The 25,114-nt window shown below is 63.8% G+C and carries 23 protein-coding genes and 1 pseudogene; 11 read left to right on the plus strand and 13 right to left on the minus strand.

Annotated elements, in window-relative coordinates:
* The gene (locus tag ACIOVF_RS10225) at positions 1-1,152 is read right to left on the minus strand and encodes an efflux RND transporter periplasmic adaptor subunit (protein WP_258607908.1); all 1,152 of its coding nucleotides are present in this window, start codon (positions 1,150-1,152) and stop codon (positions 1-3) included.
* A gap of 259 nt (positions 1,153-1,411) precedes the next feature.
* Here ACIOVF_RS10225 and ACIOVF_RS10230 point away from each other — a divergent pair, with 259 nt between their 5' ends.
* Positions 1,412-2,044, plus strand: coding sequence for a TetR family transcriptional regulator (locus ACIOVF_RS10230; RefSeq protein WP_045197509.1), 633 nt, complete (start codon positions 1,412-1,414; stop codon positions 2,042-2,044).
* Positions 2,045-2,093: 49 nt separating this feature from the next.
* On the opposite strand, the gene ACIOVF_RS10235 is transcribed toward ACIOVF_RS10230, so the two are convergent.
* Entirely contained in the window at positions 2,094-3,551 is a 1,458-nt protein-coding gene (locus ACIOVF_RS10235; RefSeq protein WP_401289188.1) for an MDR family MFS transporter, read from the minus strand.
* Between the two features lie 78 nt (positions 3,552-3,629).
* Complete coding sequence (gene pobA, locus ACIOVF_RS10240; RefSeq protein ID WP_093379954.1) at positions 3,630-4,823, minus strand: 4-hydroxybenzoate 3-monooxygenase; 1,194 nt, start codon at positions 4,821-4,823, stop codon at positions 3,630-3,632.
* Positions 4,824-4,991: 168 nt separating this feature from the next.
* Here pobA and ACIOVF_RS10245 point away from each other — a divergent pair, with 168 nt between their 5' ends.
* Positions 4,992-5,870, plus strand: a complete 879-nt coding sequence (locus ACIOVF_RS10245) for a helix-turn-helix domain-containing protein (protein ID WP_093379957.1) — start codon at positions 4,992-4,994, stop codon at positions 5,868-5,870.
* Here the strand turns inward: ACIOVF_RS10245 and ACIOVF_RS10250 are convergent.
* Complete coding sequence (locus ACIOVF_RS10250) at positions 5,863-6,036, minus strand: hypothetical protein (protein ID WP_401289192.1); 174 nt, start codon at positions 6,034-6,036, stop codon at positions 5,863-5,865. The two genes, ACIOVF_RS10245 and ACIOVF_RS10250, sit on opposite strands and share 8 nt — an antisense overlap.
* Positions 6,037-6,107: 71 nt before the next feature.
* Positions 6,108-7,016: a LysR family transcriptional regulator gene (locus tag ACIOVF_RS10255; RefSeq protein ID WP_045197516.1), complete on the minus strand. Its 909-nt coding sequence runs from the start codon at positions 7,014-7,016 to the stop codon at positions 6,108-6,110.
* Positions 7,017-7,121: 105 nt separating this feature from the next.
* On the opposite strand from ACIOVF_RS10255, the gene ACIOVF_RS10260 reads away from it, so the two are divergent.
* The gene (locus ACIOVF_RS10260; protein ID WP_401289196.1) at positions 7,122-8,003 is read left to right on the plus strand and encodes an MBL fold metallo-hydrolase; all 882 of its coding nucleotides are present in this window, start codon (positions 7,122-7,124) and stop codon (positions 8,001-8,003) included.
* Positions 8,004-8,033: 30 nt separating this feature from the next.
* A complete protein-coding gene (locus ACIOVF_RS10265; RefSeq protein WP_401289198.1) occupies positions 8,034-8,648 on the plus strand; it encodes an NAD(P)-dependent oxidoreductase in 615 nt (204 codons plus the stop codon).
* Here the strand turns inward: ACIOVF_RS10265 and ACIOVF_RS10270 are convergent.
* Positions 8,642-9,523: a LysR substrate-binding domain-containing protein gene (locus ACIOVF_RS10270; RefSeq protein ID WP_401289201.1), complete on the minus strand. Its 882-nt coding sequence runs from the start codon at positions 9,521-9,523 to the stop codon at positions 8,642-8,644. The genes ACIOVF_RS10265 and ACIOVF_RS10270 overlap by 7 nt on opposite strands.
* Positions 9,524-9,636: 113 nt before the next feature.
* Between ACIOVF_RS10270 and ACIOVF_RS10275 the strand changes: the two genes are divergently transcribed.
* Both ACIOVF_RS10275 and ACIOVF_RS10280 read left to right on the plus strand, forming a co-directional pair.
* Positions 9,637-11,274, plus strand: a complete 1,638-nt coding sequence (locus ACIOVF_RS10275; RefSeq protein ID WP_401289204.1) for a 5-guanidino-2-oxopentanoate decarboxylase — start codon at positions 9,637-9,639, stop codon at positions 11,272-11,274.
* Positions 11,271-12,704, plus strand: coding sequence for an aldehyde dehydrogenase family protein (locus ACIOVF_RS10280; RefSeq protein WP_401289207.1), 1,434 nt, complete (start codon positions 11,271-11,273; stop codon positions 12,702-12,704). The genes ACIOVF_RS10275 and ACIOVF_RS10280 overlap by 4 nt, the downstream gene beginning before the upstream one ends.
* Before the next feature lie 92 nt (positions 12,705-12,796).
* On the opposite strand, the gene ACIOVF_RS10285 is transcribed toward ACIOVF_RS10280, so the two are convergent.
* The gene (locus ACIOVF_RS10285) at positions 12,797-13,726 is read right to left on the minus strand and encodes an AraC family transcriptional regulator (protein WP_045197533.1); all 930 of its coding nucleotides are present in this window, start codon (positions 13,724-13,726) and stop codon (positions 12,797-12,799) included.
* Positions 13,727-13,929: 203 nt separating this feature from the next.
* On the opposite strand from ACIOVF_RS10285, the gene ACIOVF_RS10290 reads away from it, so the two are divergent.
* Positions 13,930-14,238 (plus strand): antibiotic biosynthesis monooxygenase family protein, encoded by a 309-nt coding sequence (locus tag ACIOVF_RS10290; protein ID WP_045197535.1) that lies wholly within the window; start codon positions 13,930-13,932, stop codon positions 14,236-14,238.
* Positions 14,239-14,276: 38 nt separating this feature from the next.
* Positions 14,277-14,519 (plus strand): hypothetical protein, encoded by a 243-nt coding sequence (locus ACIOVF_RS10295; protein ID WP_045197538.1) that lies wholly within the window; start codon positions 14,277-14,279, stop codon positions 14,517-14,519.
* Here ACIOVF_RS10295 and ACIOVF_RS10300 read toward each other — a convergent pair.
* Positions 14,509-15,120 carry a flavin reductase family protein gene (locus ACIOVF_RS10300; protein WP_401289212.1) on the minus strand — a complete coding sequence of 204 codons (612 nt, stop codon included), beginning with the start codon at positions 15,118-15,120 and terminating at the stop codon, positions 14,509-14,511. The genes ACIOVF_RS10295 and ACIOVF_RS10300 overlap by 11 nt on opposite strands.
* 116 nt (positions 15,121-15,236) lie before the next feature.
* Positions 15,237-15,482 (minus strand): annotated as a pseudogene (locus tag ACIOVF_RS10305) (hypothetical protein); the annotation flags it as partial.
* A 322-nt stretch (positions 15,483-15,804) separates the two neighbouring features.
* Between ACIOVF_RS10305 and ACIOVF_RS10310 the strand changes: the two are divergent.
* On the plus strand, positions 15,805-16,560 hold the full coding sequence (locus tag ACIOVF_RS10310) for a membrane protein (protein WP_045197544.1): 756 nt from the start codon (positions 15,805-15,807) through the stop codon (positions 16,558-16,560).
* Positions 16,561-16,629: 69 nt separating this feature from the next.
* On the opposite strand, the gene ACIOVF_RS10315 is transcribed toward ACIOVF_RS10310, so the two are convergent.
* The 4 genes from ACIOVF_RS10315 to bglX all read right to left on the minus strand — a co-directional run bounded on the left by ACIOVF_RS10315 (position 16,630) and on the right by bglX (position 23,571).
* Positions 16,630-17,949: an MFS transporter gene (locus ACIOVF_RS10315; RefSeq protein WP_045197546.1), complete on the minus strand. Its 1,320-nt coding sequence runs from the start codon at positions 17,947-17,949 to the stop codon at positions 16,630-16,632.
* A 184-nt stretch (positions 17,950-18,133) separates the two neighbouring features.
* The gene (locus tag ACIOVF_RS10320; protein WP_401289216.1) at positions 18,134-19,468 is read right to left on the minus strand and encodes a sigma-54-dependent transcriptional regulator; all 1,335 of its coding nucleotides are present in this window, start codon (positions 19,466-19,468) and stop codon (positions 18,134-18,136) included.
* Positions 19,462-21,219: an ATP-binding protein gene (locus tag ACIOVF_RS10325; protein ID WP_093379981.1), complete on the minus strand. Its 1,758-nt coding sequence runs from the start codon at positions 21,217-21,219 to the stop codon at positions 19,462-19,464. The genes ACIOVF_RS10320 and ACIOVF_RS10325 overlap by 7 nt, the downstream gene beginning before the upstream one ends.
* Positions 21,220-21,279: 60 nt before the next feature.
* Positions 21,280-23,571 (minus strand): beta-glucosidase BglX, encoded by a 2,292-nt coding sequence (gene bglX, locus ACIOVF_RS10330; protein WP_401289220.1) that lies wholly within the window; start codon positions 23,569-23,571, stop codon positions 21,280-21,282.
* A gap of 182 nt (positions 23,572-23,753) precedes the next feature.
* Here bglX and ACIOVF_RS10335 point away from each other — a divergent pair, with 182 nt between their 5' ends.
* Together ACIOVF_RS10335 and ACIOVF_RS10340 are read left to right on the plus strand one after the other, a co-directional pair.
* Entirely contained in the window at positions 23,754-24,356 is a 603-nt protein-coding gene (locus tag ACIOVF_RS10335) for a LemA family protein (RefSeq protein ID WP_045197554.1), read from the plus strand.
* Positions 24,356-25,093: a YgcG family protein gene (locus ACIOVF_RS10340; RefSeq protein ID WP_045197556.1), complete on the plus strand. Its 738-nt coding sequence runs from the start codon at positions 24,356-24,358 to the stop codon at positions 25,091-25,093. The genes ACIOVF_RS10335 and ACIOVF_RS10340 overlap by 1 nt, the downstream gene beginning before the upstream one ends.
* The last annotated feature ends 21 nt before the right edge of the window (positions 25,094-25,114 follow it).

The raw sequence follows: 25,114 nt of genomic DNA on the forward strand, positions 1-25,114 counted from the left end.
TTACTCCCCTTTGGCCCCTGCAGTCGTTGCATTGGCCTGGGTTGGCTGGGCAGGCTTGACGTTGGTGGCTTCGCTGACCTTGACCTCGACGCCCGGCTTGACGAACTGCAGGCCTTCGGTGATCAGGCGGTCGCCCGGGTTCAGGCCTTCCTCGATCAGCCAGTCGCTACCGACGGTACGGCTGGCCTTGAGCTGACGCAGCTCGACCTTGTTGTCCTTGTTGACGATCAACGCGGTCGGCTGGCCCTTGAGGTCGCGGGTCACACCCTGTTGCGGCGCGAGGATGGCGGCGCTGTTGACCCCGGCAGCCAGGCGCGCATGTACGAACATGCCGGGCAGCAGGTTGTGCTCGGGGTTGGGGAACACGGCGCGCAGGGTCACGGAGCCGGTGGTCTGGTCGACCGAGACTTCGGAGAACTCCAGGCGACCTTCCTTGGCGTAGGTGCTGCCGTCTTCCAGGGTCAGGGTGACCTTGGCGGCGTTGTCGCCGACCTTCTGCAACTGGCCGCTTTCCAGCTCGCGGCGCAGTTTGAGCAGCTCGGCCGAGGACTGGGTGACGTCGACATAGATCGGGTCGAGCTGCTGGATAACGGCCATGGCGTCGGCCTGGCCGTTGTTGACCAGCGCGCCTTCGGTTACCGAAGAGCGGCCGATACGGCCGCTGATGGGCGCCAGGACCTTGGTGTAGCGCAGGTCGATCTGGGCACTGCGCAGCGAGGCTTCAGCCTGCAAACGTTTGGCTTGGGCGTCGTCGTATTCCTGGCGGCTGACAGCCTGTTCGTTGACCAGCTGCTTGTAACGCTCTGACAGCGAACGGGTCGATTGCAGGTTGGCCTGGGCGCTGTTCAGGGTCGCCTCGTACACCGACGGGTCGATCTGGTACAGCTGCTGGCCGTCTTTGACCTCGCTGCCTTCCTTGAACAGACGCTTGAGAATGATGCCGTTGACCTGTGGGCGAACCTCGGCGATGCGGTACGCGGTGGTACGGCCGGGGAGGTCGGATGTCAGGGTATAGGCTTGGGTTTGCAGGGTCACGACGCCGACCTGAGGAGCTTGCGCCGCAGGCGCCGCCTCTTCCTTTTTACAGCCGCTGAGCAGTGTTGCCAGGGCGACGGCGGAAACCAGAGCGGTAACAGCTGGCTTGAATTGCATGAAGATCCTCGGGTCGCAAGAGCTGAAGACGCTCAAGAATAATGGAAAGGGTGCGCTATAAAAAATGCTGTCGAGTGGATAAATAGCTTGCTAAGGAATATACTTACATTCATGGTTGTTTGTAAATACCTCGCAGGCGACGTGTTCAGCCAATGCGAGCCCCCAAATTAATACAGCCGGTAACAGCCTGCAGAGGCTGACCCGGCCCGACTCCCAGGCACCCTGCGTGCGTGCCCGGGCCTGATGAGGTTGTACTGCCATGGTCCGTCGAACCAAAGAAGAAGCCCAGGAAACCCGCGCCCAGATTCTCGAAGCTGCGGAAAAGGCCTTCTACAAGCGCGGGGTAGCGCGTACCACCCTGGCCGATATCGCCAAGGAGGCGGGTGTGACCCGCGGTGCTATCTACTGGCACTTCAACGACAAGGCCGAACTGGTGCAGGCCATGCTCGACAGCCTGCACGAGCCGCTGGACGCCCTGGCCCGGGCCAGCGAAAGCGAGGATGAACTCGACCCGCTCGGCTGCATGCGCAAGCTGCTGGTACGCTTGATGCACCAGATGGTGCTCGATCCGAAGACCCGGCGAATCAATGAAATTCTGCATCACAAATGCGAGTTCACCGATGATATGTGCGAGATCCGCCAGCAACGGCAGGCCTCGACGATCGAATGTCATGCCCATATTGCGTTGTCGCTGGGCAATGCAGTCAAGCGCGGGCAACTGCCCGCCGACGTGGACCCGGAACGCGCAGCGCTGGCCATCTATGCCTATATAGACGGACTGATTCGCCGCTGGCTACTGCTGCCCGACAGCTTCGACCTGCTCAACCAGGCCGAGCAGTGGATCGATACCGGGCTGGATATGCTGCGCTTGAGCCCCGCCTTGCGCAAATGAGACTTTGTGAAGCTTTGTGATCATTTGTTTCCACGTCAGTTATAAGGTCTTACGGGCGGCCGCGCAATTGTCTGTCAGGCAAGGCCAGCGCCGCCGTCAGCCCCAGCAGTGAAACTGCCGCGCTGCCGAGCAGCAGGTTGCGAAAGGTCAGCAGCAATTCAGCCTGCATTGCCGCGGTCGGTTCGCCGGCCTGCAGGCTGCCAAGCAGGGCATCGCCGGCCAGGCTCAAGCCGCCCTGGGCGAGCATCGCCAGCAACAGGGTGGACATGATAGCCACGCCCATGGCCCCGCCCAATGAGCGGAACAGGTTGGTGGTACTGGTGGCCACGCCGATATCCCGCGGTTCTACCGCACTCTGGGTTGCCACCAGCGAGGTGGGGAACTGCAGGCCCGAGGCAATGCCGGTCAACAACATGAACACGCCACTGAACCAGGCTGCCTGCGGCGGGCTGAAGGCCATGCCGACGATGGCAAACGGCATCAGCAGTGCGCCGCCGAGAATCTGCGGTTTGTAGCGCCCTGTGTGCGAAGTCATGCGGCCGCCGCAATAAGCGCCGATGGGCAAGCCGATGGCCAGCGGCAGCAGGTGCAACGCGGCGCTGTCGGCGCCGGCACCGGTGATGCTCTGGTAGCGCAGCGGCATCAGCATGGTCAGCGAGATGGCCTGGAAGCTGGTAAAGAAAATCGTGCACCAGCACAGGGTGGCGATGCGATTGGCGAACAGCTTGAGCGGCAGCAGCGGTTCGGCGGTTCGCTGTTCATGCAGTACGAACAGCAGCAGGCCGATCAGCGCACAGCCGAGCAGGCTGGCCACTTGCGCAGAATCCCAGGGCTGGCCCTGGCCGATCAGGGTGATGCCCAGCAGCAGGCTGCCCAGGCCAAGAATCAGCAGCGCGGCGCCGAGGTAATCGACCTGCGCCTTGCGTGTAGGCACCTGCAGGCTGCGCAGGGCTCGGCGGGTCACCCACCAGGCGGTCAGGCCCAGCGGCAGGTTGAGCCAGAACACCCAGCGCCACGACAGGTATTCGGTGAGTATTCCGCCCAGCACCGGCCCGGCGACACTGGCCAGGGCGTACATGCTGCTGAAATAGCCCTGGTAGCGGCCGCGTTCGCGCGGCGGCACGAAGTCGCCGATGATCGCCTGGCTGACCGAGACCATGCCGCCGGCGCCGATACCCTGCAGCACCCGCGCCAGCACCAGTTGCTCCATGTTCTGCGCCAGTGCGCAGAAGATCGACGCCAGGGTAAACAGCGCAGTGCCGGTAAGAATCATCCGCCGCCGGCCGTACAAGTCGCCGAGCTTGCCGTAGATCGGCACCGCTACGGTCATGGCCACCATGTAGCCGGAAATCACCCAGGCGAGCAGGCCGACGTCGTTGAATTGCGCCGAAATCGCCGGCATCGACACGGCGACGATGGTCTGGTCGAGGGCGCCGAGGAAGATCGCCAGCATCAGCGCGACGAGCACGCTGCGCAGCACCGGTTGCGGAGTGTTCAGTTGAGTCACGGGCCAGCTCGGGGGCAGGTGAAGCCCGCAGCCGTTACGCTGCGGGAACAGGTGCTGACCAGTCTACTCGATAGCTTGCTAAGCGTCTTCTTCGATTGGCTCGTAGGGCAGGCCGACGTAGTTTTCTGCCAGTGTTGTGCGACCGGCTGCGGAGCTCACGTAATACTCAAGCTCGGTTTGCTGGATACGCTGGCTGAAGGCGTCGCTGTCCGGGAATCGATGCAGCATGGAGGTCATCCACCAGGAAAACCGTTCGGCTTTCCAGATCCGCCGCAGGCAGATCTGCGAGTAGCGCTCGAGCAGATCGGTGCGCCCTTCGCCGTAGACCTTGCGCAGGATGTTGTACAAGGTGCTGACATCGCTGGCCGCCAGGTTAAGGCCCTTGGCGCCGGTGGGCGGGACGATGTGCGCGGCGTCGCCGAGCAGGAACAGCTTGCCGTACTGCATGGGTTCGACGACGAAGCTGCGCAGCGGCGCGATGCTTTTCTCGATTGACGGGCCGGTCACCAGGCGCTCGGCAAGATCCGTGGGCAGGCGCGATTTCAGTTCAGTCCAGAAGCGCTCATCGGACCAGTCCTCGACCTTTTCTTCAGCCGCCACCTGCACGTAATAGCGAGTGCGGGTCGGCGAGCGCATGCTGCACAGGGCGAAGCCGCGCTCGTGGCGGGCGTACACCAGTTCGTCGCTGACCGGCGGGGTATCGGCCAGCACGCCGAGCCAGCCGAACGGGTAGACCCGCTCGAAAATCTTCAGCGCCTCAGCGGGAATCGATTGCCGGGCGATGCCGTGGTAGCCGTCGCAGCCAGCAATGTAGTCGCAGTCCAGGCGAAGCACTTCGCCGTTTTTTTCGAAGGTCAGGTAAGGATGCTCGGACTTCAGATCATGGGGCCGGACGTTGTCGGCTTGATAGACCGTCACGGCGCCGCAGGCCTGGCGCGCTTGCATCAGGTCACGGGTGACTTCGGTCTGGCCGTAGATCATCACCCCTTTGCCGCCGGTCAGGCCCTTGAGGTCGATGTGTTCGCGGCGCCCGTCGAAGGCCAGTTCAAAACCGCTGTGGGGCAGGCCCTCGGCGTCCATGCGCGCACCGACGCCGGCTTCGCGCAGCAATTGGACCATGCCTTGTTCCAGCACCCCGGCACGGATGCGCCCGAGCACGTAGTCGGCGCTCTGGCGCTCGACGATGACGTTGGCAATCCCGGCCTTGTGCAGCAACTGGCCGAGCAGCAGTCCGGCAGGGCCGGCACCGATAATGGCGACTTGAGTCTTCATGGTTGTTATCCCAGGCAAGCTTCAGCGCAGGGCCGAAAGCAGCTTATGATTGTTGTGCTTGCATTTTTCGCTTGGAAAGACGGGCGAAGAAGGGATAAAAACCGCAGGAAGCAGGACTTTTCACTAATCAGTGCGATTATCGGGCATTGCCCTGGAGCCAGTTGATCAATGAGCAAGGCGTCGATACCGGTATTCAAACTGTATGGCGAACAGTTGCAGTGGCCGACCCCGGACCTGCTGCACTGCGAGTCGATCCCGGCGCGCAGCCGCTTGCACGACTGGGAAATCGAGCCCCATCGGCACGCCGATCTGTGCCAACTGCTGTTCCTTTATGCCGGCCAGGCCGAGATCGAAGTCGAAGGCCAGGTGCGGCGCCTGGAGCAGGCCGCGATCCAGGTGGTACCGGCGCTGTGCGTGCACGGCTTTCGTTTTTCCAGCGATGTCGACGGCTACGTGGTGACGCTGGCGGCGCCGCTGGTCAACCTGCTGCACACGCAACTGGCCGGCGCACCAGCGGCCCTGGCCCAGGCCGGCACCTACCTGGCAGGCGACGATCGCAACTATCTCTACAGCCTGTTCAGCGCCTTGCAGCAGGAGTACCAGCGGGACCTGCCCGGGCGCGATTTGCAGTTGCGCTCATTGATCAACCTGTTGGTGGTGTGGATCAGTCGCCAATGTTTGCAGCGTCATGGCCAGGGCCTGGCGGTGGCACGCGGACGTGAGTATCTGGAGCGCTTCAACGCGCTGGTCGAGCAGCAGTTTCGTCAGCAGCCGAGCGTCGAGGCGCTGGCCCATGAGGTGGGGATTTCGGTGGCGCACCTGAACAGCATCTGCCGCGAACTGGCCGGACAGTCGGCCTTGCAGATCATTCATCAACGCCTGTTGCTCGAAGCCAAGCGCGAGCTGATCTATACCAGCCTGAGCATCAAGCAACTGGCCGACAGCCTGGGCTTTGCCGACCCTGCGTATTTCTCGCGGTTCTTTCGCCGCCTGACCGGCAAGGCGCCCAGTGACTTTCGTCACCAGCCCGGGCAATCACCTACTTGAGTGCGCTCAGCGTCGCGGTGTGCGGCACGCAGTGCGCCAGGCTGCAACTGGCGGCGGAGTAGGGTTGATTGCGGATCTGTTCAATCCGCCAGGCGGCGGTGGCATACAAGCCGACCACAGCGGCCATGGCACAGATAACGGCGCATTTTCTGGATTTGACGCCCATGATGCTCACCTCCTGCCAACCACCTACAGGTGCTATTCAAAGCATAGGTCAGCTTGGCCGGGTGTGCCCGTCTAGAGCAGGTCCTGGTCCCAGATGGGCTCGGCGGTAAAGCGCTCGGCGAGAAAGTCGAGCATGCTGCGCAGGGTCGCCGGCATGTGCTTGCGCGAGGTGTACACAGCGTTGAGGTTCAGCTCGCGCGGCTTGGCCCGGGGCAGCAGGCGAACCAGCTCGCCACTGCGCAGGGCGCCCGCAGCCTGGTAGGTCGGCAGCATGGCCACACCGGCGCCAGCCAGCGCCGCCCGTTGCAGGGTCATGGCTTCGTTGGCGCTGATGTTGCCTTGCACCGGTACCGACACCACCTCGCCAGCCACGTCGAAATGCCACAGGCTGCGACCGAAGTAGGAATGGGTCAGGCAGTTGTGCTGGCTGAGCTCCTGCACCTGCTGCGGCGCCGGGTGCTGGCGCAGGTAGGCGGGCGAGGCGCAGATCACCGAGCGGCATACGCTCAGGCGCCGGGCGATCAGGTTCGGGTCCAGGTCGTTGCTGGTGCGGATCGCCAGGTCGATGCGCTCATCCACCAGGTTCACCGTGCGGTCGAGCATCTGCAGGTCGATCTTTACCCCGGGATAGCGTTTGACGTAGTCGGCTACGGCGTCCATCAACTGTGCCTGGCCGAACGAGGTGCTGACGCTGATGCGCAACTCGCCGCGCGGCGCATCGTTGGGGGTACTGACCGCGGCCTGCAGGTCGCCGGCAAGCTCGAGCATCTGCCGGCAGCGCGGCAGGGTTTCCTGGCCGGCGGCGGTCAGGCTCAGGCGCCTGGTGGTGCGCTGCATCAGGCGCGCGCCGACCCAGTCCTCAAGCTCGGCCAGGTAACGGGAAACCACCGGCCGGGAGAGTTCCAGGTGGTCGGCGGCAGCCGATTGGCTGCCCAGGTCGACCACGCTGACGAAAACCCGCATTGCTGTCAGACGATCCATGATTTGCCCGCTTTCAGAAACAAACTAATCCTAAGCATCGCATTTTTTGTGACGGATCGTGCAACTAAGCTGTTGCTCATTGCCCACTTCACAGGAATCACCTTGATGCCTCGTTCGTTCTCCCTGCGCCGCTTGTTGCTCGCCTTTGCCACCCTTGGGGTCATGGCCCAGGCTTCGGCCGCCGAGCCGCTGAACCTGGATGTCTACAACCCGGGTAGCAATGCCTTGTTTCCGGTCAGTTCGGTGATCGTCAGCGGCAAGCATGACGCCATCCTCGTTGACGCCCAGTTCGGCAAGGCCCAGGCCGAACAGGTACTGGCCAAGCTGCAAGCGAGCGGCAAGCAACTGACCACTATCTATATCAGCCACGGTGACCCGGACTACTACTTCGGCCTGCAGACCCTGACCGACGCCTACCCCAAGGCCAAAGTCGTGGCCTCGGCGGCGACCGTCGCCCATATCAAGCAGACCATGGATGGCAAGCTGGCCTACTGGGGCCCGCAGATGGGCGCCGACAAGCCGGCGAAGCTGATCGTGCCGCAAGTGCTGCAAGGTACCGAGCTCAAGCTTGAAGGCCAGCGCCTGCAAGTGGTTGGCCTCGACGGCCCGCAACCGGACCGCAGTTTCGTGTGGATTCCATCGATCAAGGCGGTGGTCGGTGGCGTGGTAGTCGCCGAGAACCTGCACGTGTGGATGGCCGACACGCAGTCGGCGCAATCGCACAAGGACTGGCTGGCGACCCTCACGCGTATCGAGCAGCTCAAGCCCGACACCGTGATCCCTGGCCACTACCTGGGCCAGAGCAGCCGTTCGCTCAAGGCGGTGCAGTTCACCGCGGACTATATCCGTGCCTTCGACGAAGAAACCGCCAAGGCTGGCAACGCCGCCGAACTGATCGCGGCGATGAAAAAGCGTTACCCGGACCGGGGCGAAGAGAGCTCGCTGGAGCTCGGCGCCAAGGTCGCCAAGGGCGAGATGAAGTGGTAAGCGTTGTTCAATCCTGACTGGAGAATGTCCATGAGCAAGATCGCAATCATTGGGGCTACCGGCCGTGCTGGCAGCCAGTTGCTGGAAGAGGCCCTGCGCCGCGGCCACAGCGTTACCGCCATTGCCCGAGACCCGTCGAAACTGCAGGGGCGTGAGAGGGTGAAAAGCGTGGCGCTAGACGTCAGCGATGCCGCCGCCCTTGAACAGGCAGTAGCCGGGCACGACGTGGTACTGAGCGCCGCACACTTTTCCAGCATCAAGCCGCAGGCCATCATCGAGCCGGTCAAGCGCGCCGGGGTCAAGCGCCTGCTGGTAGTAGGCGGGGCCGGCAGCCTGTTGCTGCCGTCGGGGCACAAGGTCATCGACAGCCCGGACTTTCCCGAGGCCTACAAGGCTGAAGCCACCGCCGGCGGCCACTACCTTGACACTCTGCGTCAGGAACAGGAACTGGACTGGAGCTTCCTCTCGCCTTCGGCCGAGTTCGTCGAAGGTGAGCGCCGCGGCGCTTACAAACTGGGCAAGGATCACCTGCTGATCGGCGTCGACGGCAAGAGCTGGATCAGCTTTGCCGACTACGCCATCGCCATGCTCGATGAAGTGGAGAAACCGGCGCACTCGCGCCAGCGCTTCACTGTCGGTTACTGAGGGGCCTGGGCCTGCTCGCACAACCAGGCGAGCAGCTCCAGCAAAGCCGCTGAAGCCGACCCTTGCGGTCGCACCAGGTAATAGGCCTGGCCAGTGCTGACCTTGAGCGGGAACGGCGTCACCAGCCGTCCGCACTTGAGGTCATCACCGATCAGCGACCAGTCGCCGATGGCCACCCCGGTGCCCTGAGAGGCCATCGACATGGCCATGTCCAGGGTTTCGAAATGCTGGCCCTTGCCCTGCCGGGGCAGGTTCGCCCCGGCGGCATCGAGCCAGGCATTCCAGTCGCGCTGGTCGCGGGTCGGGTGCAGGAGCATGTGCTGATCAAGGTCGGCGACCTGTTGCAAGGGCAGGGCGCCGCTCAGCAGTTGCGGCGCGCACACCGGCGTCAGTTGTTCATCAAAGAGTTTCTGGGTCTGCAGGCCATGGTTGGGCCGGGCGCCATAGACCACCGCCGCATCGAACACTTCCCGACGAAAATCCACCCCGTGCTGCACCGTGGTGGTCAGCTCCACCGGCACGTCCGGGCGCAGCGCCTGCCATTCCATCAGCCGTGGCAGCAGCCAGCGCATCACGCAGGTCGGTGCCTTGAGCTGCAAGGTGGTACTGCGCGCCCCGACCTGCTGCACGCCTTCCTCGATCAGGGCGAACACCTGCTGCACCCGTGGCAGCCAGTCCTGGCCTTCGCGGGTCAGGCTCAGGCCGCGGGCCTGACGCAGGAACAGCGGATAACCCAGGTGCTCTTCAAGGCCGGCAATCTGCCGGCTCACCGCACCCTGGGTGATGTGCAGCAATTGCGCGGCGCGGGTGAAGTTGCAGCACTGGGCGGTGACCAGAAAGGTGTGCAGCGCAGGCAATGGAGGCAGGCGTTTCATCAGCTTGAGCCATGACTTGGGAACATGGCTAGTATGAGCTTTTTTGCATTGTGCAGGTAGCCGTCGGGCGGTCCAATACAAGCTGTTTCCCGAACAATTACAGGCACACGATCATGGCGACTTGCGGCGAAGTACTGGTCAAACTCCTTGAAGGCTATGGCGTAGACCATGTCTTTGGAATACCCGGCGTGCATACCGTTGAACTCTATCGCGGGCTGGCAGGCTCGAGCATCCGCCACATCACTCCGCGCCACGAGCAAGGCGCCGGCTTCATGGCTGACGGCTATGCGCGTACCCGTGGCAAGCCGGGCGTGTGCTTCATCATCACCGGCCCGGGCATGACCAACATCACCACCGCCATGGGCCAGGCCTACGCCGATTCGATTCCGATGCTGGTGATCTCCAGCGTGCAGTCGCGCGACCAGCTGGGTGGTGGGCGCGGCAAGCTGCACGAGTTGCCGGCGCAGGGCAACCTGGTGGCCGGTGTGGCGGCGTTTTCCCACACGCTGATGAGCGCCGATGACCTGCCGTCGGTGCTGGCCCGTGCCTTTGCCGTGTTCGATGGCGCCCGGCCACGCCCGGTGCATATCGAGATTCCGCTGGATGTGCTGGTCGAAGACGCCGATCACCTGCTGGCCTGTGCCCCGGTGCGCATCGCCCGTGCTGGCGCCGCGCCTGCGCCGGTCGCACAAATGGCCGCCATGCTCGCTGCCGCTCAGCGGCCGCTGATTCTCGCCGGGGGTGGCGCCATCGATGCCAGCGCCGCGCTGACCCGCCTGGCGGAATACCTGCAGGCACCGGTAGCGCTGACCATCAATGCCAAGGGCGTACTACCGGCCAGCCACCCGCTGCAGATCGGCTCGACCCAGTCGCTGGTCGCCACCCGCGCCCTGGTCGCCGAGGCCGATGTGGTGCTGGCGATCGGTACCGAGCTTGCCGAGACCGACTACGATGTGACCTTCAAGGGCGGTTTCGAGATCCCTGGTGAGCTGCTGCGTATCGATATCGACCCCGACCAGACCGTGCGCAACTACCCGCCGAAGGTCGCTTTGGTCGCCGATTCGACTATCGCCACCCAGGCCCTGCTGGTCGCCCTGGCCGAGCAACCGGCCCCGGTGCGCGGCGCCGAATGGGGCGCTGCCCGTGCCGCGCGCCTGCGTGAGGTGCTGCAAGCCGAGCGCGACCTGCCGATGCGCAGCCAGACGCGCATGCTCACAACCCTCCTCGAAACCCTGCCCGGCGCAGTGCTGGTCGGCGATTCGACACAGCCGGTGTACACCGGCAACCTGACCCTGGACATGGACCAACCGCGGCGTTGGTTCAACGCCTCGACCGGCTACGGTACCCTCGGTTACGCATTGCCGGCGGCCATGGGCGCCTGGCTGGGTAGCAATGAAGTGGCGGCCGACCGCGCGCCGGTGGTGTGCCTGATCGGCGACGGCGGCTTGCAGTTCACCCTGCCGGAGCTGGCCAGTGCCCGTGAGGCGCAGGTGCCGCTGATCGTGCTGTTGTGGAACAACCAGGGCTATGAAGAGATCAAGCGATACATGGTCAACCGCGCCATCGAGCCTGTCGGTGTCGACATCTACACCCCTGACTTTATCGGCGTGGCCAAGGCCCTGGGCTGCAGCGCCGAATCGGTGGGTGACCTTGCCCAGTTGCGTGAAGCCTTGCGCCAGGCTTGCGATCGCAAAGGCCCGAGCCTGATCGAAATCGACCAGGCCACCTGGATGCAGGCGGTGCCCGCATGATCAAGCTGCCTGGCATTTATATCGAAGGCGTCTGGCAGCATGGCCCGCAGGCGCTGACGGTAATCAACCCGAGCAACGAGCAGGTGCTGGCCGAAGTTGCCGGTGGCGATGCTGCGGCGGTCGAGCGGGCAACGCTGGCGGCGCAGGCTGCGTTTGTTGAGTGGTCCACCTCCAGCGGGCCGACCCGTGCGGCGATCTTGCGGGCCATTGCCGAGGGCGTCGAAGCGCGCCGCGAGCGCCTGGTGCAGTTGCAAGCCAGCAACAACGGCAAGCCGCTGGCTGAAGCCCATATCGATGTCGATGATGTCGTCGCCACTTTCCGCTATTACGCGGAACTCGCCGATAACCTCGGGCGTGACCGCTCGGTGGCGCTGCCCAGCGAAGACTTTGTCGCCCGGGTGCGCCGTGAACCGTGCGGCGTGGTTGGCTTGATCGTGCCGTGGAACTTCCCCATGGTCACTACCGCCTGGAAGCTCGCGCCAGCGCTGGCGGCCGGCTGCTGCGTGGTGCTCAAACCGTCGGAAGTCACGCCGCTGGCCGAGCTGGAGCTGGCGGCAATCATCGCCGAAGCGGGGCTACCGCACGGGGTGTTCAACCTGGTCTGTGGTACTGGCCTTGCAGTGGGCGCGCCGCTGGCGGCCGATCCGCGTGTTGCCAAGATTTCCTTCACCGGCAGCAATGCGGTGGGTGTGCAGGTCATGCAGCGCGCGGCGGAAACGGTCAAGGGCGTGAGCCTTGAGCTGGGCGGCAAGTCGCCGTTGCTGGTGCTCGAGGACGCCGACCTCGAACTGGCAGTGGAGCTGGCTTGCCTGGGTGGCTTCTTCAATGCCGGGCAGATGTGTTCGGCGACCAGCCGGGTGCTGGTGGCCGAAGCCCTGTACCCGGCGTTTATCGACGCCTTGAAGGCCCGTGCCGAATCGATTCGCGTCGGCGAGCCGTTCAGCGGCGACAGCGAAATGGGGCCGCTGGTCAACCAGGCCCAGTACCAAAGGGTGCAGGCGCATATCGCCGCAGGCCTGCAAGCAGGGGCGCAGTTGCTGTGTGGCGGCTCACGGCCGGCGCAGCTGCCTTGCGGCTATTTTGTCAGCCCGACGGTGTTCACCGAGGTGCCACTGGACAGCGCCTTGTGGCGAGAGGAAATCTTCGGTCCGGTGCTGTGTGTGCGCTCGTTTGCCACCGAAGCCGAGGCGCTGGCGCTGGCCAACGACACCGAGTTCGGCTTGGTGGCCAGTGTACTCAGCCGGGACTTGCAGGCGGCTGAACGGGTCGCCAATGCCTTGCAGGCAGGGCTGGTGTGGATCAACGCGCCGCAAGTGATTTTCCCGCAGACGGCCTGGGGTGGCTACAAGCAGAGCAGCCTGGGACGGGAGCTGGGGCCTTGGGGCTTGAGTGCGTTTCAGGAGATCAAGCACGTAGTCAGGGCGGTGTAAAAGCGGGGCTGCGTTGCAACCCATCGCTGGCAAGCCAGCTCCCACAGGTTTGATGGTGAACCGGTGGGAGCTGGCTTGCCAGCGATAGCTATCTAGAGCGCACTGCGCAACCTGGCCAAATCCCGCACCGGCGGCGCCCCATACAAGCGGCTGTACTCGCGGCTGAACTGCGAGGGGCTTTCATAGCCCACCCGATAACCCGCCACTGCCGCCTCCAGCCCGTCATTAAGCATCAGCCGCCGCGCTTCCTGCAGGCGCAGCTGCTTCTGGTACTGCAGCGGGCTCATGGACGTCACCGCCTTGAACCGGTGATGCAGGGTCGAAGTACTGAGGTTGACCTCGCGCGCCAGTTCGTCGATGCGCAATGGCCGATCAAAGTGCTGGTTGAGCCATTCGATGGCCTGGCACACCCGGTGGGTCTGGCTGTTGGCCATGGCAATTTCATACAGCCGGTAACCCTGCGGCCCTCGGAGCAGCCGATAGAGAATCTCGCGCTGGATCAGCGGTGCGAGGATCGGGATGTCCTTGGGTGAATCGAGCAAACGAATCAGCCGCAGCAACGCATCGAGCAACAGCGGATCGGTCCGTTCCACATACAGCCCGCGCCCCGACGGCAAGCTCGGTACGCCCAGCGGGCCGGCATCGGCCAGCAGGTTGTTGATCTGCGCCGGGTCGATGTTCAGGCGTACGCCCAGGCTGGGGTTTTCCGGGCTGGCCTCGAGCAGTACGCCGCTGATCGGTAGTGCCACCGACACCACCATGTAATGCAACGGGTCGTACATATAGCGCTCGTCGCCCAGGCACACCTCCTTGCTGCCATGGGCCAGGATGCACAGCGCAGGCTCCGCCAGGGCCGGCATGGAGCGCACGCTTTCTTCGTAGCGCACCAGAAACAGGTCTTCAACCGCCGACTCGACGCCAGCCTGGCGTGGTGCATGGCGCTGGATGAGATCGGCCAGCTCCTGGCGCTGGCGCTCCAGGGCAGGGTCGAGGATCAAGCGGTTGGGGTCGGTAGCGGACATGGGAGCGATTCCTCGGAGAACAACTGCAGGATAGGTTTGTGCAAGCCACGGCGCTAGTCGAAAGCTGCCGCCTGCTTGCCTGATCCTGCAAGGCGCGCAGGATCAGGCAAGCGCTCGACAGGAATCGCCTAACCGCCGCGCAGGCGCGTGGCCTAACCTGTGCAGCCTGGCAATTTCATCTGGCTGCACATGGAGAAACGCTCATGACCTCGGCACAATCGGTCACCCACCTTGCTTTTATCCGCGCCAGCAGTGGTCGTTCAGACGAACTGGGCGAGCGCCTGCGTGATCTGCTGGAACCCTCGCGCCAGGCCCCCGGCTGCCTGAAATTCAGCCTGCAACGCTCCCAGGCCGACGCCGACCTGTGGCTGCTCAGCGGCTTCTGGCGCGATCAGCAATCGATGAGTGGCTACTTCGCTTCACCGACCCTCGAGCTGTTCGGCGAGTTGGTCCAGGCGCGGGTGGTCGACAGCCTCGACCTGCATACCTTCGGCGAACCATCGGCAGGTTAGAATGGCGGCTTTCGGCAATTGATGTGGATTCAAGGCACATGGCACGTAAAGAGTTTTCCCAGTTCGAAGCAGTATCGGCAGCCGTGCGCGGCGACGACGGCTACCACGCCGCCATCGCCGTCAAAGGCCTGGGCGCCTCCGGGGCGCCGCGCTTTCACAAGGTTTTGCTCGAGCAGACCTTCAAGACCGCATTGGCCGCTGATGAAGCAGCCTGCGCCGAACTTGAACGCCTGCAGGGCGTCGATGACGACGCCGAGCTGCTCTGGCAACTCAGCTGTTGACCTGCGGGCGGGCCATCTTGAACAGGTTGCCCAGCTCGAAGTAATCCGCCGGGCCGCCGCCACGCAGGATCGGCTGGCCTGCAGCGGTATCGTAGATACCGTCCTTGAGCAGATGCTCGGCGATATGCACTGCCACCACTTCACCCAGCACCAGCCAGCTTGGCAACAGCGTCTGGTCGGCACTTTGCAGCTGGATAATCTGGGTCACCTTGCACTCGAACGACACCGGGCTTTCTTGCACCCGCGGCACCGCAATCACCTTTGACGCGACGGGCGTCAGCCCGCTCAGGGCGAACTCGTCGACCTGCGGCGCAACCGCAGCGCAGCTCTGGTTCATGGCCTCGGCCAGCGGCAGGGTGGCCAGGTTCCAGGCGAACTCGCCGGTCTGCTCGATGTTGTTCAGGCTGTCTTTACGCCCGACGCTGGAAAAACCAATGATCGGCGGAATGTAGTTGAAGGCGTTGAAGAAGCTGTAGGGCGCAAGGTTCAGGCGACCTTCGGCGTCCTGGGAGGAAATCCAGCCAATCGGGCGGGGGCCGACGATGGCATTGAACGGATCGTGGGGCAGGCCGTGGCCTTTTGCCGGTTCGTAGTAATACATCTGCGCTGGCCCGAAGGCCTTCCCTGTGAGTAAGCCTCTAGTGTGCCAAGGCTTGGCCTTGCTGAAAATGACTAAGCCCGGCCGAAGCCGGGCTGACTGCGTCGCAGCAGGGGTTAGCTGATGCGGTGGGCCTGGGTGCGATCGAAGCCGTCTTCAGCGAATTTGGCGCCGCCAGTGCGATCGAAACCGTCTTCGGCAAATTTGGCCGCGCCGGTGCGATAGAAACCATCTTCTGCATAAGAGGCCGACTGGCTTTGCACGGCGCTGAAGTTGTGGCCGTTGGTGCGGTCGAAGCCGTCTTCGGCGAATGCGTTGGCAGCCAGTACCGAGAAGGCCAGGGTCAGGATCAGTTTGCTTTTCATGGTCGTTGCTCCGAGGTGGTGAGGAGTTGTTTGTTTCTATGGGTTTAATGCTACGCCGATTAAATTGATTAAAAAGCGCAAAAAATAGCGTATAAAAATCGAATAACTAGATGTATTTGGCGACAGTCCCGCCTTTATCGCGCACCTGTGGGAGCGGGCTTGACCCGCGATGCAGGCAACCCGATCTCCCATGGGTGAACAATGCCCCCCCAGGATTAATCAGTCGTTAAACCGGCCAAAACACTTTTTTCATCAGCCCACTACCGATTTTTCATCGGCGCTTGCGCAGTCTCTGCCGCACCTGACACTGGAGCGCTACCCGATGAATAAACTCCCCCAGATCACCTTGGCCTTCTGGGTCATGAAGATCTGCGCCACCACCCTCGGCGAGACCGCCGGCGACCTGCTTTCAATGACATTGAACGTGGGCTACGCCATGAGCTCGCTGATCCTGATCAGCGTGTTTCTCGCCACCCTGGTCACCCAACTGTTTTCCAGGGCCTACCACCCAGTGCTGTACTGGCTGGTAATCCTTTCCACCAGCACCGCCGGCACGACCATGTCCGACTTCATGGACCGCACGCTGGGCCTGGGCTACGCCACCGGCTCGGCGATCCTGATCGGCATTTTGTTGCTGACCTTTGCCCTCTGGCGCCTGAGCGGCAATCCGCTCAACGTCAATCACATCAAGACGCGCAAGGGCGAGCTGTTTTACTGGGTGGCGATCCTGTTCTCCAACACCCTGGGCACGGCGCTGGGCGACTACCTGGCAGACGATTCGGGCCTGGGCTTTGCCGGTGGCGCCTTGCTGATCGGCAGTGCCATCGGTTTGGTGGTGCTGGCCCGGTACTGGACCCGGCTGTCCGGCGTGGTGTTGTTCTGGATCGCCTTCGTGTTGACCCGGCCGTTTGGTGCGACTTTGGGCGACTTCCTCACCAAACCCCATGAAAAGGGCGGCCTGGACTTCGGCACGGTAGGCTCATCGGCGGTATTGGGCGGTATCTTGCTGGCGATGATCGGCCTGGCCTATTACTACAACAATCGCAATCAGCGCCAGGCACTGGCCGAGTTGTCCTGAACCGGGTCATGCAAAAAAGGGGCGTCCATTGCTGGACGCCCCTTTTCATTTACAGCGCAAAGTTGGCTGTCAGTCAGTGGTGATCCGCGAATGCTTGCGGGTGTCCTTCATGAACACATACACCAGCAACGAGCAGGCGATACAGGCAGTCACATACCAGTAGTAGCCGGTCTCCATGCCGATGCTCTTGAACCACAGCGCGACGTATTCAGCCGTACCGCCGAAGATCGACACGGTCAGGGCGTACGGCAGGCCAACGCCCAGGGCGCGGATTTCGGTCGGGAACAGCTCGGCTTTGACCACGGCGTTGATCGAGGTGTAGCCGCTGACGATGATCAGCGCCGCCATGATCAGGAAGAACGCGCCCCACCAGGTTTCGATGGTGTGCAGGGTGGTCAGGATCGGGACCGTGCACAGGGTGCCGAGCACGCCGAAGGCGATCAGGATCGGGCGTCGGCCGATCTTGTCGGAGAGGCTGCCGATGACCGGCTGCAGGCACATGAACAGGAATAGGGTGGCCGCCGAAATGGTGGTCGAGTCGGAGATGCTCATGCCCACCGTGTTCACCAGGTACTTCTGCATGTAGGTGGTGTAGGTGTAGAAGGCCAGGGTGCCGCCCATGGTCAGGCCGACCACGGTAGCCAGCTCTTTCGGATGGCGCATCAGGGTGCGCATCAGGCTTTCCTTGGACTTTTCCTTCTTGGTGAAGGAGGCGGTTTCTTCCATGCCGCGACGCAGGTACAGGGCAACCACCGCGCACAGTGCGCCGATCACGAAGGGTACGCGCCAGCCCCAGGCATACAGCTGCTCGGTGGTCAGAGTCTGCTGCAGGATGATCAGCACCGCCAGGGCGATGAGCTGGCCGGAGATCAGCGTCACGTACTGGAAGCTGGAGAAGAAGCCACGGCGTTCCTTGGTGGCCATCTCGCTGAGGTAGGTGGCGGAGGTGCCGTACTCACCGCCTACCGACAGGCCTTGCATCAGGCGGGCGATGACCAGCAGTACCGGTGCGGCGACGCCGATGGTTTCATAACCCGGGGTCAGGGCAATGACCAGCGAGCCTGCGCACATCAGCAGTACCGAGGCCATCAGTGCGGCCTTGCGGCCCTTGCGGTCGGCGTAGATACCCATCAGCCAGCCGCCGATCGGGCGCATCAAAAAGCCCACGGCGAAGATCGCAGCGGTGTTGAGCAACTGGGCAGTGGTGTCGCCAGCAGGGAAGAAGGCTTTGGCGAAGTACAGGGAAAACGCGGCGTAAACGTACCAGTCGTACCATTCGACCATGTTGCCGATCGAACCGCTGAAAATCGACTTGAGTCGGCTTCGGGTGGTTTTTTCCGCGGCGGGCGCAACGGCCGCCCCGGCGGGCAGGGTGGTGGAGTTATCCATCGAAGGGACCTTCATAGTTGTTTTTGTGGAGCGCGCCGAAACGCAGCCTGCCAGGGCTATAGCAGAAGCTGTGCCAGGTGCTGGAAGCCCGGTCTAGAAGGGTTGTATGGATGTGGTGAGCGGAAATCCGCCTATTCAAACGGGTGGGTCGGCGAAAATCCGCTTATGTTGATCGGCGTTTCGATCAAGCAGGGCCGAGAAAATCTTCACGCAACAGGCCGTGGCGTTGCATCTTCTCGTTGAGGGTGCGCCGCGGCAGTTGCAGCTCTTCCATGACCGCCTTGATCTCGCCCTTGTGCCGGCTCAAGGCGGCGCGCAGGCACTGGGCCTCGAAGGCCTCCTGCTGGGCGGCCAGCGACTGCCCGGCTTCGATGGGCGCCGCTGCCGGCTCGCCCAGGCCCAGGGCATGGCGTTCGGCGGCGTTGGCCAGTTCACGGACGTTGCCCGGCCAGTCGTGCCCCAGCAGCTTGCCCAGGTGCGCGCCACTGAGTAACGGCGCGTTGCGGCCAACGCGCTCGGCGGCCAGGCGGGCGAAGTGGTTGAACAGCAGCGGAATGTCTTCACGGCGCTCGCGCAACGGCGCCAGGCGCAATTCGGCGACGTTCAGGCGGTACGCGAGGTCTTCGCGAAAGCGTCCGGCGCGGGCTTCTTCGAGCAGGTCGGGCTTGGTTGCGGCGATGATCCGCAGGTCGACGCTGATGCTCTGGTTGGCGCCCAGGCGTTCGAGCTTCTGCTCCTGCAGCACGCGCAGCAGCTTGGCCTGCTGGGCCAGCGGCATGCTTTCGATTTCGTCGAGGAACACCGTGCCGCCGTTGGCGTATTCAAGCTTGCCGATGCGCTTGCCCTGGGCGCCGGTGAAGGCGCCGCTTTCATGGCCGAACAGCTCGGCTTCGAACAGCTGCTCGGGGATTGCCGCGCAGTTGAGGGCAACGAAAGGCTTGCCGGCGCGCGGGCCGAAGTCGTGCAGGCAGCGTGCGACCTGCTCCTTGCCGCTGCCGGTTTCGCCGCGAATCAGCACATTGACCGGCAGGCTGGCGAGGTCCAGCACCTGCTTGCGCAACTGCTGCATGCCCTGGGACACACCCAGCAGGTTCGCCTCCAGGCGCACCTTGAAATCGGCCTGCTCATGCAGGCGGCGGTTCTCCAGCACCAGCTGGCGTTTTTCCAGGGCGCGGCGCAGGCTGCCGAGCAGGGCTTCGGGGCTGAAGGGTTTTTCCAGAAAGTCGTAGGCGCCGTTGCGCATGGCTTCGACCGCCATCGGCACATCGCCGTGCCCGGTGAGCAGGATCACCGGCAGGTCGGCATCGCTGGCCTGCAGCTTTCCAAGCAACTGCAGGCCGTCCATGCCGGGCATGCGCACGTCACTGAGGATCACCCCGGGGAAGTGCCCGGGCAGTTGCTCAAGGCAGTCTTCGGCGCGGCTGAACAGTTGCACGTTGAAGCCCGACAGGCTCAGCCACTGCTCTACGGCGGTGCGGATGCTGGCTTCATCGTCGACGACCATTACTGAGTTCAACATGCAGGTTCCGGGTCCATAGGCAGGGTCAGGCTGAAACGGGCGCCGCCGGGCTGGTTTTCAACCTGCAGGCGGCCACCGGCTTCGTGAATGATGCCATAGGAAATCGCCAGGCCCAGGCCCAATCCTTCGCCCACCGGCTTGGTGGTGAAGAACGGGTCGAAGACACTGCCCAGGTGTTCGGCGGGGATACCGCCGCCGCTGTCGAGCACGCTCAGGCGCCAGTGCTCCTGCTCGGCATCGATGCGCACCTCAAGGCGTTTGTAGCTCTTTTCGGCCATGGCATCCAGGGCGTTGCGCAGCAGGTTGATCAGCACCTGCTCAAGGCGGATCGCATCGCCGCGTACCCAGGCCGGGCGGGCCAGGTACAGGGCGACGCTGACGTCTTCGGCGCGGATCCGCGCATCGAGCAATTGCAGTGCCTGGTCGACCACGGTGGCCAGGTCCAGGCGTTCGCGCAGGCCGCTGGGGCTGTTGCGGGCGAAGGTCTTCAGGTGCCCGGTGAGCGCCGCCATGCGCGTCAGCATCTGCTCCAGCGGCTCCAGGGCCTGGCGCGCTTCGTCCAGGCGCTGGTTGTCGAGCAGCAGGCGCAGGGTTGCCAGTTGCATGCGCTGGGTGGTCAAGGGTTGGTTGATTTCGTGGGCCAGGGCCGCCGACATCTGCCCCAGCGCCGCCAGTTTGGCCGATTGCACCAGGCCTTCCTGGGCGGTGCGCAGGTCGCGGGTGCGGGCCTCGACCAGGCGTTCGAGCTCTTCGCGGCTGCGTTGGCGCAAGCGCGCCAGGCGCAGGCGCTGGCTGATGAACAACAGGGCGAACACCAGGCTTAGCCACACGGCAGCGGCGGCCAGCGCGGCGTTGCGCCCGTCATCGCTGACCTGCGGCTTGCGCAGCAGGTGCAGGGTCCAGCCTTCGGCCTCCAGCGGCAGGCTTTCCCACAGGTAATCGGTGCTGCCCTCGGGGCCCTGCACGCGCATCAGGTGGCTGTTGGCGTCGAAGCTGCTGAGGATATGGTGCTGCAATGGCACCAGCGGTTGCTTGTCGTACTGGCGGGTAGCGGCCAGTTCCGCGCGGTCGGCGCTGCTCAATGGTTGCAGTTCGCGGTAGCGCCAGCCGTCCTGGTTGGCGATGAAGATGATCCCGCGGGCGTCGCTGACCAGGAGGATATCGCTGCCCTGGCGCCATTCGCGCTCAAGCTCGGGGAACTCCAGCTTGACCACCATGGCGCCGAGAAAGCGGCTGTTTTCATCATGCACGGCACTGGACAAGAAATACCCCGGCACGCCGCTGGTCACGCCCACCGCATAGAAGCGGCCGCTGCCCTGGCTGCGGGTCTGCTTGAAGTACGGGCGAAAGCCATAGTTGGAGCCGACATAGGTGCTGGGCAGGCGCCAGTTGCTGGCGGCCACGGCCAGGCCGGTGCGGTCGAGCAGTTCCAGGGTCGAGGAATTGGCCGCGCCGTTGATGCGTTCCAGTTTGCGGTTCAGGGCGTCCTGCACCGGGCCTGCGACTGGCCCGCGCAAGGCGCTGATCAGTTCCGGGTCGAGTGCCAGCACGGCGGGCAAGGCGCGGTAGCGCTCGATCAGGGTGTGCAGCGACGTGGCATACAGCCCCAGTTGCTCATTGGCCCGGCGGGCATCCTCGACCATCGACTGGCGCTTGGCATGGTGCATGGCCCAGCCTGCGGTCAGCAGGGTACCGGCAAGGATGAAGAACAGAATCAGGCCCAGACGCAGGGCGCGAAAGGAAGAAGGCATGGTGCAAGTCCCGGCAGTGGGGAAGGCCTCCTGGCCTTCCCTTGGAGCATGGCAACGTTGTTACAGCAGCTCGAAGCTCTGTTGTTGCACGGCCTGCGAATCGAGGCCGACCTGGACCCGGAACTCGCCCGGTTCCGCCGCCCATTGCAGCTGGCCGTTGTAGAACTTCAGGTCGTCGGCTTTGATGGTGAAGCGCAGGGTGCGTTCTTCGCCAGCCTTGAGCATGACTTTCTGGAAGTTCTTCAGCTCCTTGACCGGGCGGCTCATGGACGCGGTGACGTCCTGCAGGTACAGCTGCACCACGGTTTCGCCATCACGCTTGCCGGTGTTCTTGACCACGATGCTGGCTTCCAGGTCCTGGCCCTGTTTGACCGTCTTGCTCGACAGCTTCAGGTTCGCCAGGCTGAAGTCGCTGTAGCTCAGGCCGTAGCCGAAGGGGTACAGCGGGCCGTTTGGCTCTTCAAAGTACTGCGAGGTGTAGTTGCCTGGCTTGCCTGGGGTGAACGGGCGGCCGATGCTCAGGTGGTTGTAGTACATCGGGATCTGCCCGACCGAGCGCGGGAAGGTGATCGCCAGCTTGCCCGACGGGTTGTAGTCGCCGAACAGCACGTCGGCAATGGCGTTGCCGCCTTCGGTGCCGCTGAACCAGGTTTCCAGAATCGCATCGGCCTGCTCGCGTTCCCAGGCCAGCGACAGCGGCCGGCCGTTCATCAGCACCAGCACCAGCGGTTTGCCGGTGGCTTTCAGGGCCTTGATCAGCTCGCGCTGGGCGGCGGGGATTTCCAGGGTGGTGCGGCTGGACGATTCGTGGGACATGCCACGGGACTCGCCCACCACCGCCACCACCACGTCGGACTGCCTGGCAGCCTTGACCGCTTCATCGATCAGCACCGCGGCAGGGCGCGGATCGTCGATGATTTCCGGGGCATCGAAGTTGAGGAAGTTCAGGTAGTCGAGGATGGCCTTGTCGTGGGTGACGTTGGAGCCTTTGGCGTAGATCACCTTGGCCTTGTCACCGAGCGCCTGGCGCATGCCTTCGCGCACAGTGATCGATTGCTGCGGGCGGCCGGCGGCGGCCCAGCTGCCCATCATGTCGATCGGCGCATCGGCCAGCGGGCCGACCAGGGCGATGGTGCCGGCTTTTGCCAGCGGCAGGGTCTGCTGGCGGTTTTCCAGCAAGACCAGGCTGCGGCGCGCGACGTCACGGGCCTCGGCGCGGTGCAGGCGGCTGTCGGCATAGGTGTCGGCCGGGTCGTCGCTGGCCTTGCCGATGCGCCGGTAGGGGTCTTCGAACAGGCCCATGTCGTACTTGGCGCCGAGCACTTCGCGCACGGCGTTGTCGATATCGGCCTGCTCGATTTCACCGGCCTTGAGCAGGCTGGCCAGCTCTTCGCCGTACAGCGAGTCGTTCATGCTCAGGTCGATGCCGGCCTTGATCGCCAGCTTGGCGGCTTCGCGGCCATCGCGGGCGACACCGTGACGCACCAGCTCGGTGATCGCCCCGTGGTCGCTGACGGTCACGCCTTTGAAGCCCCAGTCCTTGCGCAGCAGGTCGTTCATCAACCAGGTGTTGGAGGTTGCCGGTACGCCGTTGATCGAGTTCAGCGCCACCATGACCCCGCCGGCGCCGGCATCGATGGCGGCGCGGTAGGGTGGCAGGTAGTCGTTGAACATCTTGGTCGGGCTCATGTCGACCGTGTTGTAGTCGCGCCCGCCTTCCACCGCGCCGTACAGGGCGAAGTGCTTGACTGCGGCCATCAGGCTGGTCGCCTCGGCCGGGCTCGGGCCCTGGAAGGATTCGACCATCACCTTGGAGATGCGCGAGACCAGGTAGGTGTCTTCGCCGAAGCCTTCACTGGTACGGCCCCAGCGCGGGTCGCGGGCGATGTCGACCATCGGTGCGAAGGTCATGTCGATGCCGTCGGAGGCGGCCTCGGCGGCGGACACCCGGCCAACCTTGGCGATCGCTTCCATGTCCCAGCTGGCGGCCAGGCCCAGGCTGATCGGGAAGATCGTGCGGTGGCCGTGGATCACGTCGTAGGCGAAGAACATCGGGATTTTCAGCCGGCTCTTGGCTACGGCGTCCTGCATCGGCCGGTTTTCTGCGCGGGTGATCGAGTTGAAGGTGCCACCGATGCGGCCGGCGGCGATTTCCTTGCGGATCATCTCGCGGGGCATTTCCGGGCCGATGCTGATCAGGCGCAACTGGCCGATCTTTTCATCCAGGGTCATCTGCTTGATCAGGTTGGCGATGAACGCCTGCTTGTCCTGCAGCGGGGCGGCAGAGGTGTCGGCAAAGGCCGATTGACTGGCCAGGCTGACAACCAGACCCAGCAAACACAGCTTGTTCATGAATTCTGTTCTCAAGGCTTGCGGCAGTATTCACGGTGATACTGCCCAGCCGAAGTTGGGGAAGCGGCTATTGTTGTAGTTTGCTGGGGCATCTTTTAGCCGATTGGGCGATCCCGATCCAGCGGCGACGACGGATTATGCCTCAAGTCCGGTGAATCACGGCGATCAAGGAGCGTAGCGACATGCAGGTAATTCAATTCAAGGGCGTACGCCTGTGGCTGCTGCTGATGCTCGGCAGCCTGCTGGCCGGTTGCGGGATCAACAACATCCCCAACTACGACGAGCAGGTAAAGGCCGCCTGGGCCCAGGTGCAGAACCAGTACCAGCGCCGCGCCGACCTGATTCCCAACCTGGTCGAAACGGTCAAAGGCTACGCCAGGCAGGAGCAGGAAACCCTGACCGCGGTCATAGAAGCCCGGGCCAAGGCGACCTCGATCCAGGTCGATGCCAGTACGCTGGACGATCCACAAAAGTTGCAACAATTTCAGCAGGCGCAGTCGCAGCTGACCGGGGCCTTGAGCCGCTTGATGGTGGTGTCCGAGCGTTACCCGGACCTCAAGTCGAACCAGAACTTCCTGGCCTTGCAGTCGCAACTGGAAGGCACCGAGAACCGCATCGCCGTGGCGCGCAAGGATTTCATCGCCGCCGTGCAGCGCTACAACACCGAGATTCGCACCTTTCCCGGGCGCCTCTGGCACAGCGTAATGTACAGCGACCTGCCGATCCGCGAGAACTTCGAGGCCACCAGCGCCGATGCCGAAAAAGCGCCTGAAGTGAAATTCTGATGCGCCTGTTCAAGCTCGCGCTGCTGCTAGCGCTGCTGATCGCCACGCCGCTGCGCGCCGAGCTCAGCTTCCCGGCGCTGAGCGGGCGGGTGGTGGACAACGCCGGCCTGCTCGACGGTGCCAGCCGCAGCCAGCTCGACAACATGCTCAAGGCCCATGAGCAGGGCACCGGCGAACAGGTCGTGGTGGTGACCCTGGCCGCCCTACAGGGGCAGAGCATCGAAGACTACGGCTACCAGCTCGGCCGTCACTGGGGCATTGGCCAGAAAGGCAAGGACAACGGCGCGCTGTTGATCGTCGCCCCCCAGGAGCGCAAGCTGCGCATCGAAGTCGGCTATGGCCTGGAAGAGCGCCTGACCGATGCGCAGTCGTCGGTGATCATCAACCGCATCATCACCCCGGCGTTTCGTCGTGGCGAGTACAGTCAGGGCATCGTCCAGGGCACGGCGGCGATACTCCAGGTGCTGGGCGGCAACCCCTTGGCCGAGCCTTCGCGGGCGCTGGGCAACGATGGCCAGGACGGTGCGCCGGCCTGGGGCATCGGTTTGTTCATCCTGCTGATCCTGGTGGTGTTCGCCCTGCAGTCGCTGGGCCTTGGCGGCAGCGGGCGCGGCGGCATGGGCGGCGGTTTCGGCGGTGGCTACGGCGGCGGTGGTTTTGGCGGCGGCGGTGGCGGAGGGGGCTTCAGCGGTGGCGGGGGCAGCTTCGGCGGCGGTGGGTCGTCGGGGGGCTGGTAAATGAACAACAACGGGTAGCGC

Source organism: Pseudomonas sp. NPDC087612 (assembly GCF_044743505.1).
Taxonomy (GTDB): domain Bacteria; phylum Pseudomonadota; class Gammaproteobacteria; order Pseudomonadales; family Pseudomonadaceae; genus Aquipseudomonas.

Bases quoted from the DNA above. Each gene is read 5' to 3' on its own strand.
- ACIOVF_RS10340 (WP_045197556.1), top strand. From the start codon at position 24,356: ATGCGCCTGTTCAAGCTCGCGCTGCTGCTAGCGCTGCTGATCGCCACG.
- ACIOVF_RS10270 (WP_401289201.1), bottom strand. From the start codon at position 9,523: ATGAAACGCCTGCCTCCATTGCCTGCGCTGCACACCTTTCTGGTCACC.
- ACIOVF_RS10250 (WP_401289192.1), bottom strand. From the start codon at position 6,036: ATGGGCGTCAAATCCAGAAAATGCGCCGTTATCTGTGCCATGGCCGCT.
- ACIOVF_RS10275 (WP_401289204.1), top strand. From the start codon at position 9,637: ATGGCGACTTGCGGCGAAGTACTGGTCAAACTCCTTGAAGGCTATGGC.
- ACIOVF_RS10315 (WP_045197546.1), bottom strand. From the start codon at position 17,949: ATGGATAACTCCACCACCCTGCCCGCCGGGGCGGCCGTTGCGCCCGCC.
- ACIOVF_RS10285 (WP_045197533.1), bottom strand. From the start codon at position 13,726: ATGTCCGCTACCGACCCCAACCGCTTGATCCTCGACCCTGCCCTGGAG.
- ACIOVF_RS10335 (WP_045197554.1), top strand. From the start codon at position 23,754: ATGCAGGTAATTCAATTCAAGGGCGTACGCCTGTGGCTGCTGCTGATG.
- ACIOVF_RS10225 (WP_258607908.1), bottom strand. From the start codon at position 1,152: ATGCAATTCAAGCCAGCTGTTACCGCTCTGGTTTCCGCCGTCGCCCTG.
- pobA (WP_093379954.1), bottom strand. From the start codon at position 4,823: ATGAAGACTCAAGTCGCCATTATCGGTGCCGGCCCTGCCGGACTGCTG.
- ACIOVF_RS10230 (WP_045197509.1), top strand. From the start codon at position 1,412: ATGGTCCGTCGAACCAAAGAAGAAGCCCAGGAAACCCGCGCCCAGATT.
- ACIOVF_RS10325 (WP_093379981.1), bottom strand. From the start codon at position 21,219: ATGCCTTCTTCCTTTCGCGCCCTGCGTCTGGGCCTGATTCTGTTCTTC.
- ACIOVF_RS10245 (WP_093379957.1), top strand. From the start codon at position 4,992: ATGAGCAAGGCGTCGATACCGGTATTCAAACTGTATGGCGAACAGTTG.
- ACIOVF_RS10295 (WP_045197538.1), top strand. From the start codon at position 14,277: ATGGCACGTAAAGAGTTTTCCCAGTTCGAAGCAGTATCGGCAGCCGTG.
- ACIOVF_RS10320 (WP_401289216.1), bottom strand. From the start codon at position 19,468: ATGTTGAACTCAGTAATGGTCGTCGACGATGAAGCCAGCATCCGCACC.
- bglX (WP_401289220.1), bottom strand. From the start codon at position 23,571: ATGAACAAGCTGTGTTTGCTGGGTCTGGTTGTCAGCCTGGCCAGTCAA.
- ACIOVF_RS10280 (WP_401289207.1), top strand. From the start codon at position 11,271: ATGATCAAGCTGCCTGGCATTTATATCGAAGGCGTCTGGCAGCATGGC.
- ACIOVF_RS10300 (WP_401289212.1), bottom strand. From the start codon at position 15,120: ATGTATTACTACGAACCGGCAAAAGGCCACGGCCTGCCCCACGATCCG.
- ACIOVF_RS10255 (WP_045197516.1), bottom strand. From the start codon at position 7,016: ATGGATCGTCTGACAGCAATGCGGGTTTTCGTCAGCGTGGTCGACCTG.
- ACIOVF_RS10265 (WP_401289198.1), top strand. From the start codon at position 8,034: ATGAGCAAGATCGCAATCATTGGGGCTACCGGCCGTGCTGGCAGCCAG.
- ACIOVF_RS10290 (WP_045197535.1), top strand. From the start codon at position 13,930: ATGACCTCGGCACAATCGGTCACCCACCTTGCTTTTATCCGCGCCAGC.
- ACIOVF_RS10310 (WP_045197544.1), top strand. From the start codon at position 15,805: ATGAATAAACTCCCCCAGATCACCTTGGCCTTCTGGGTCATGAAGATC.
- ACIOVF_RS10260 (WP_401289196.1), top strand. From the start codon at position 7,122: ATGCCTCGTTCGTTCTCCCTGCGCCGCTTGTTGCTCGCCTTTGCCACC.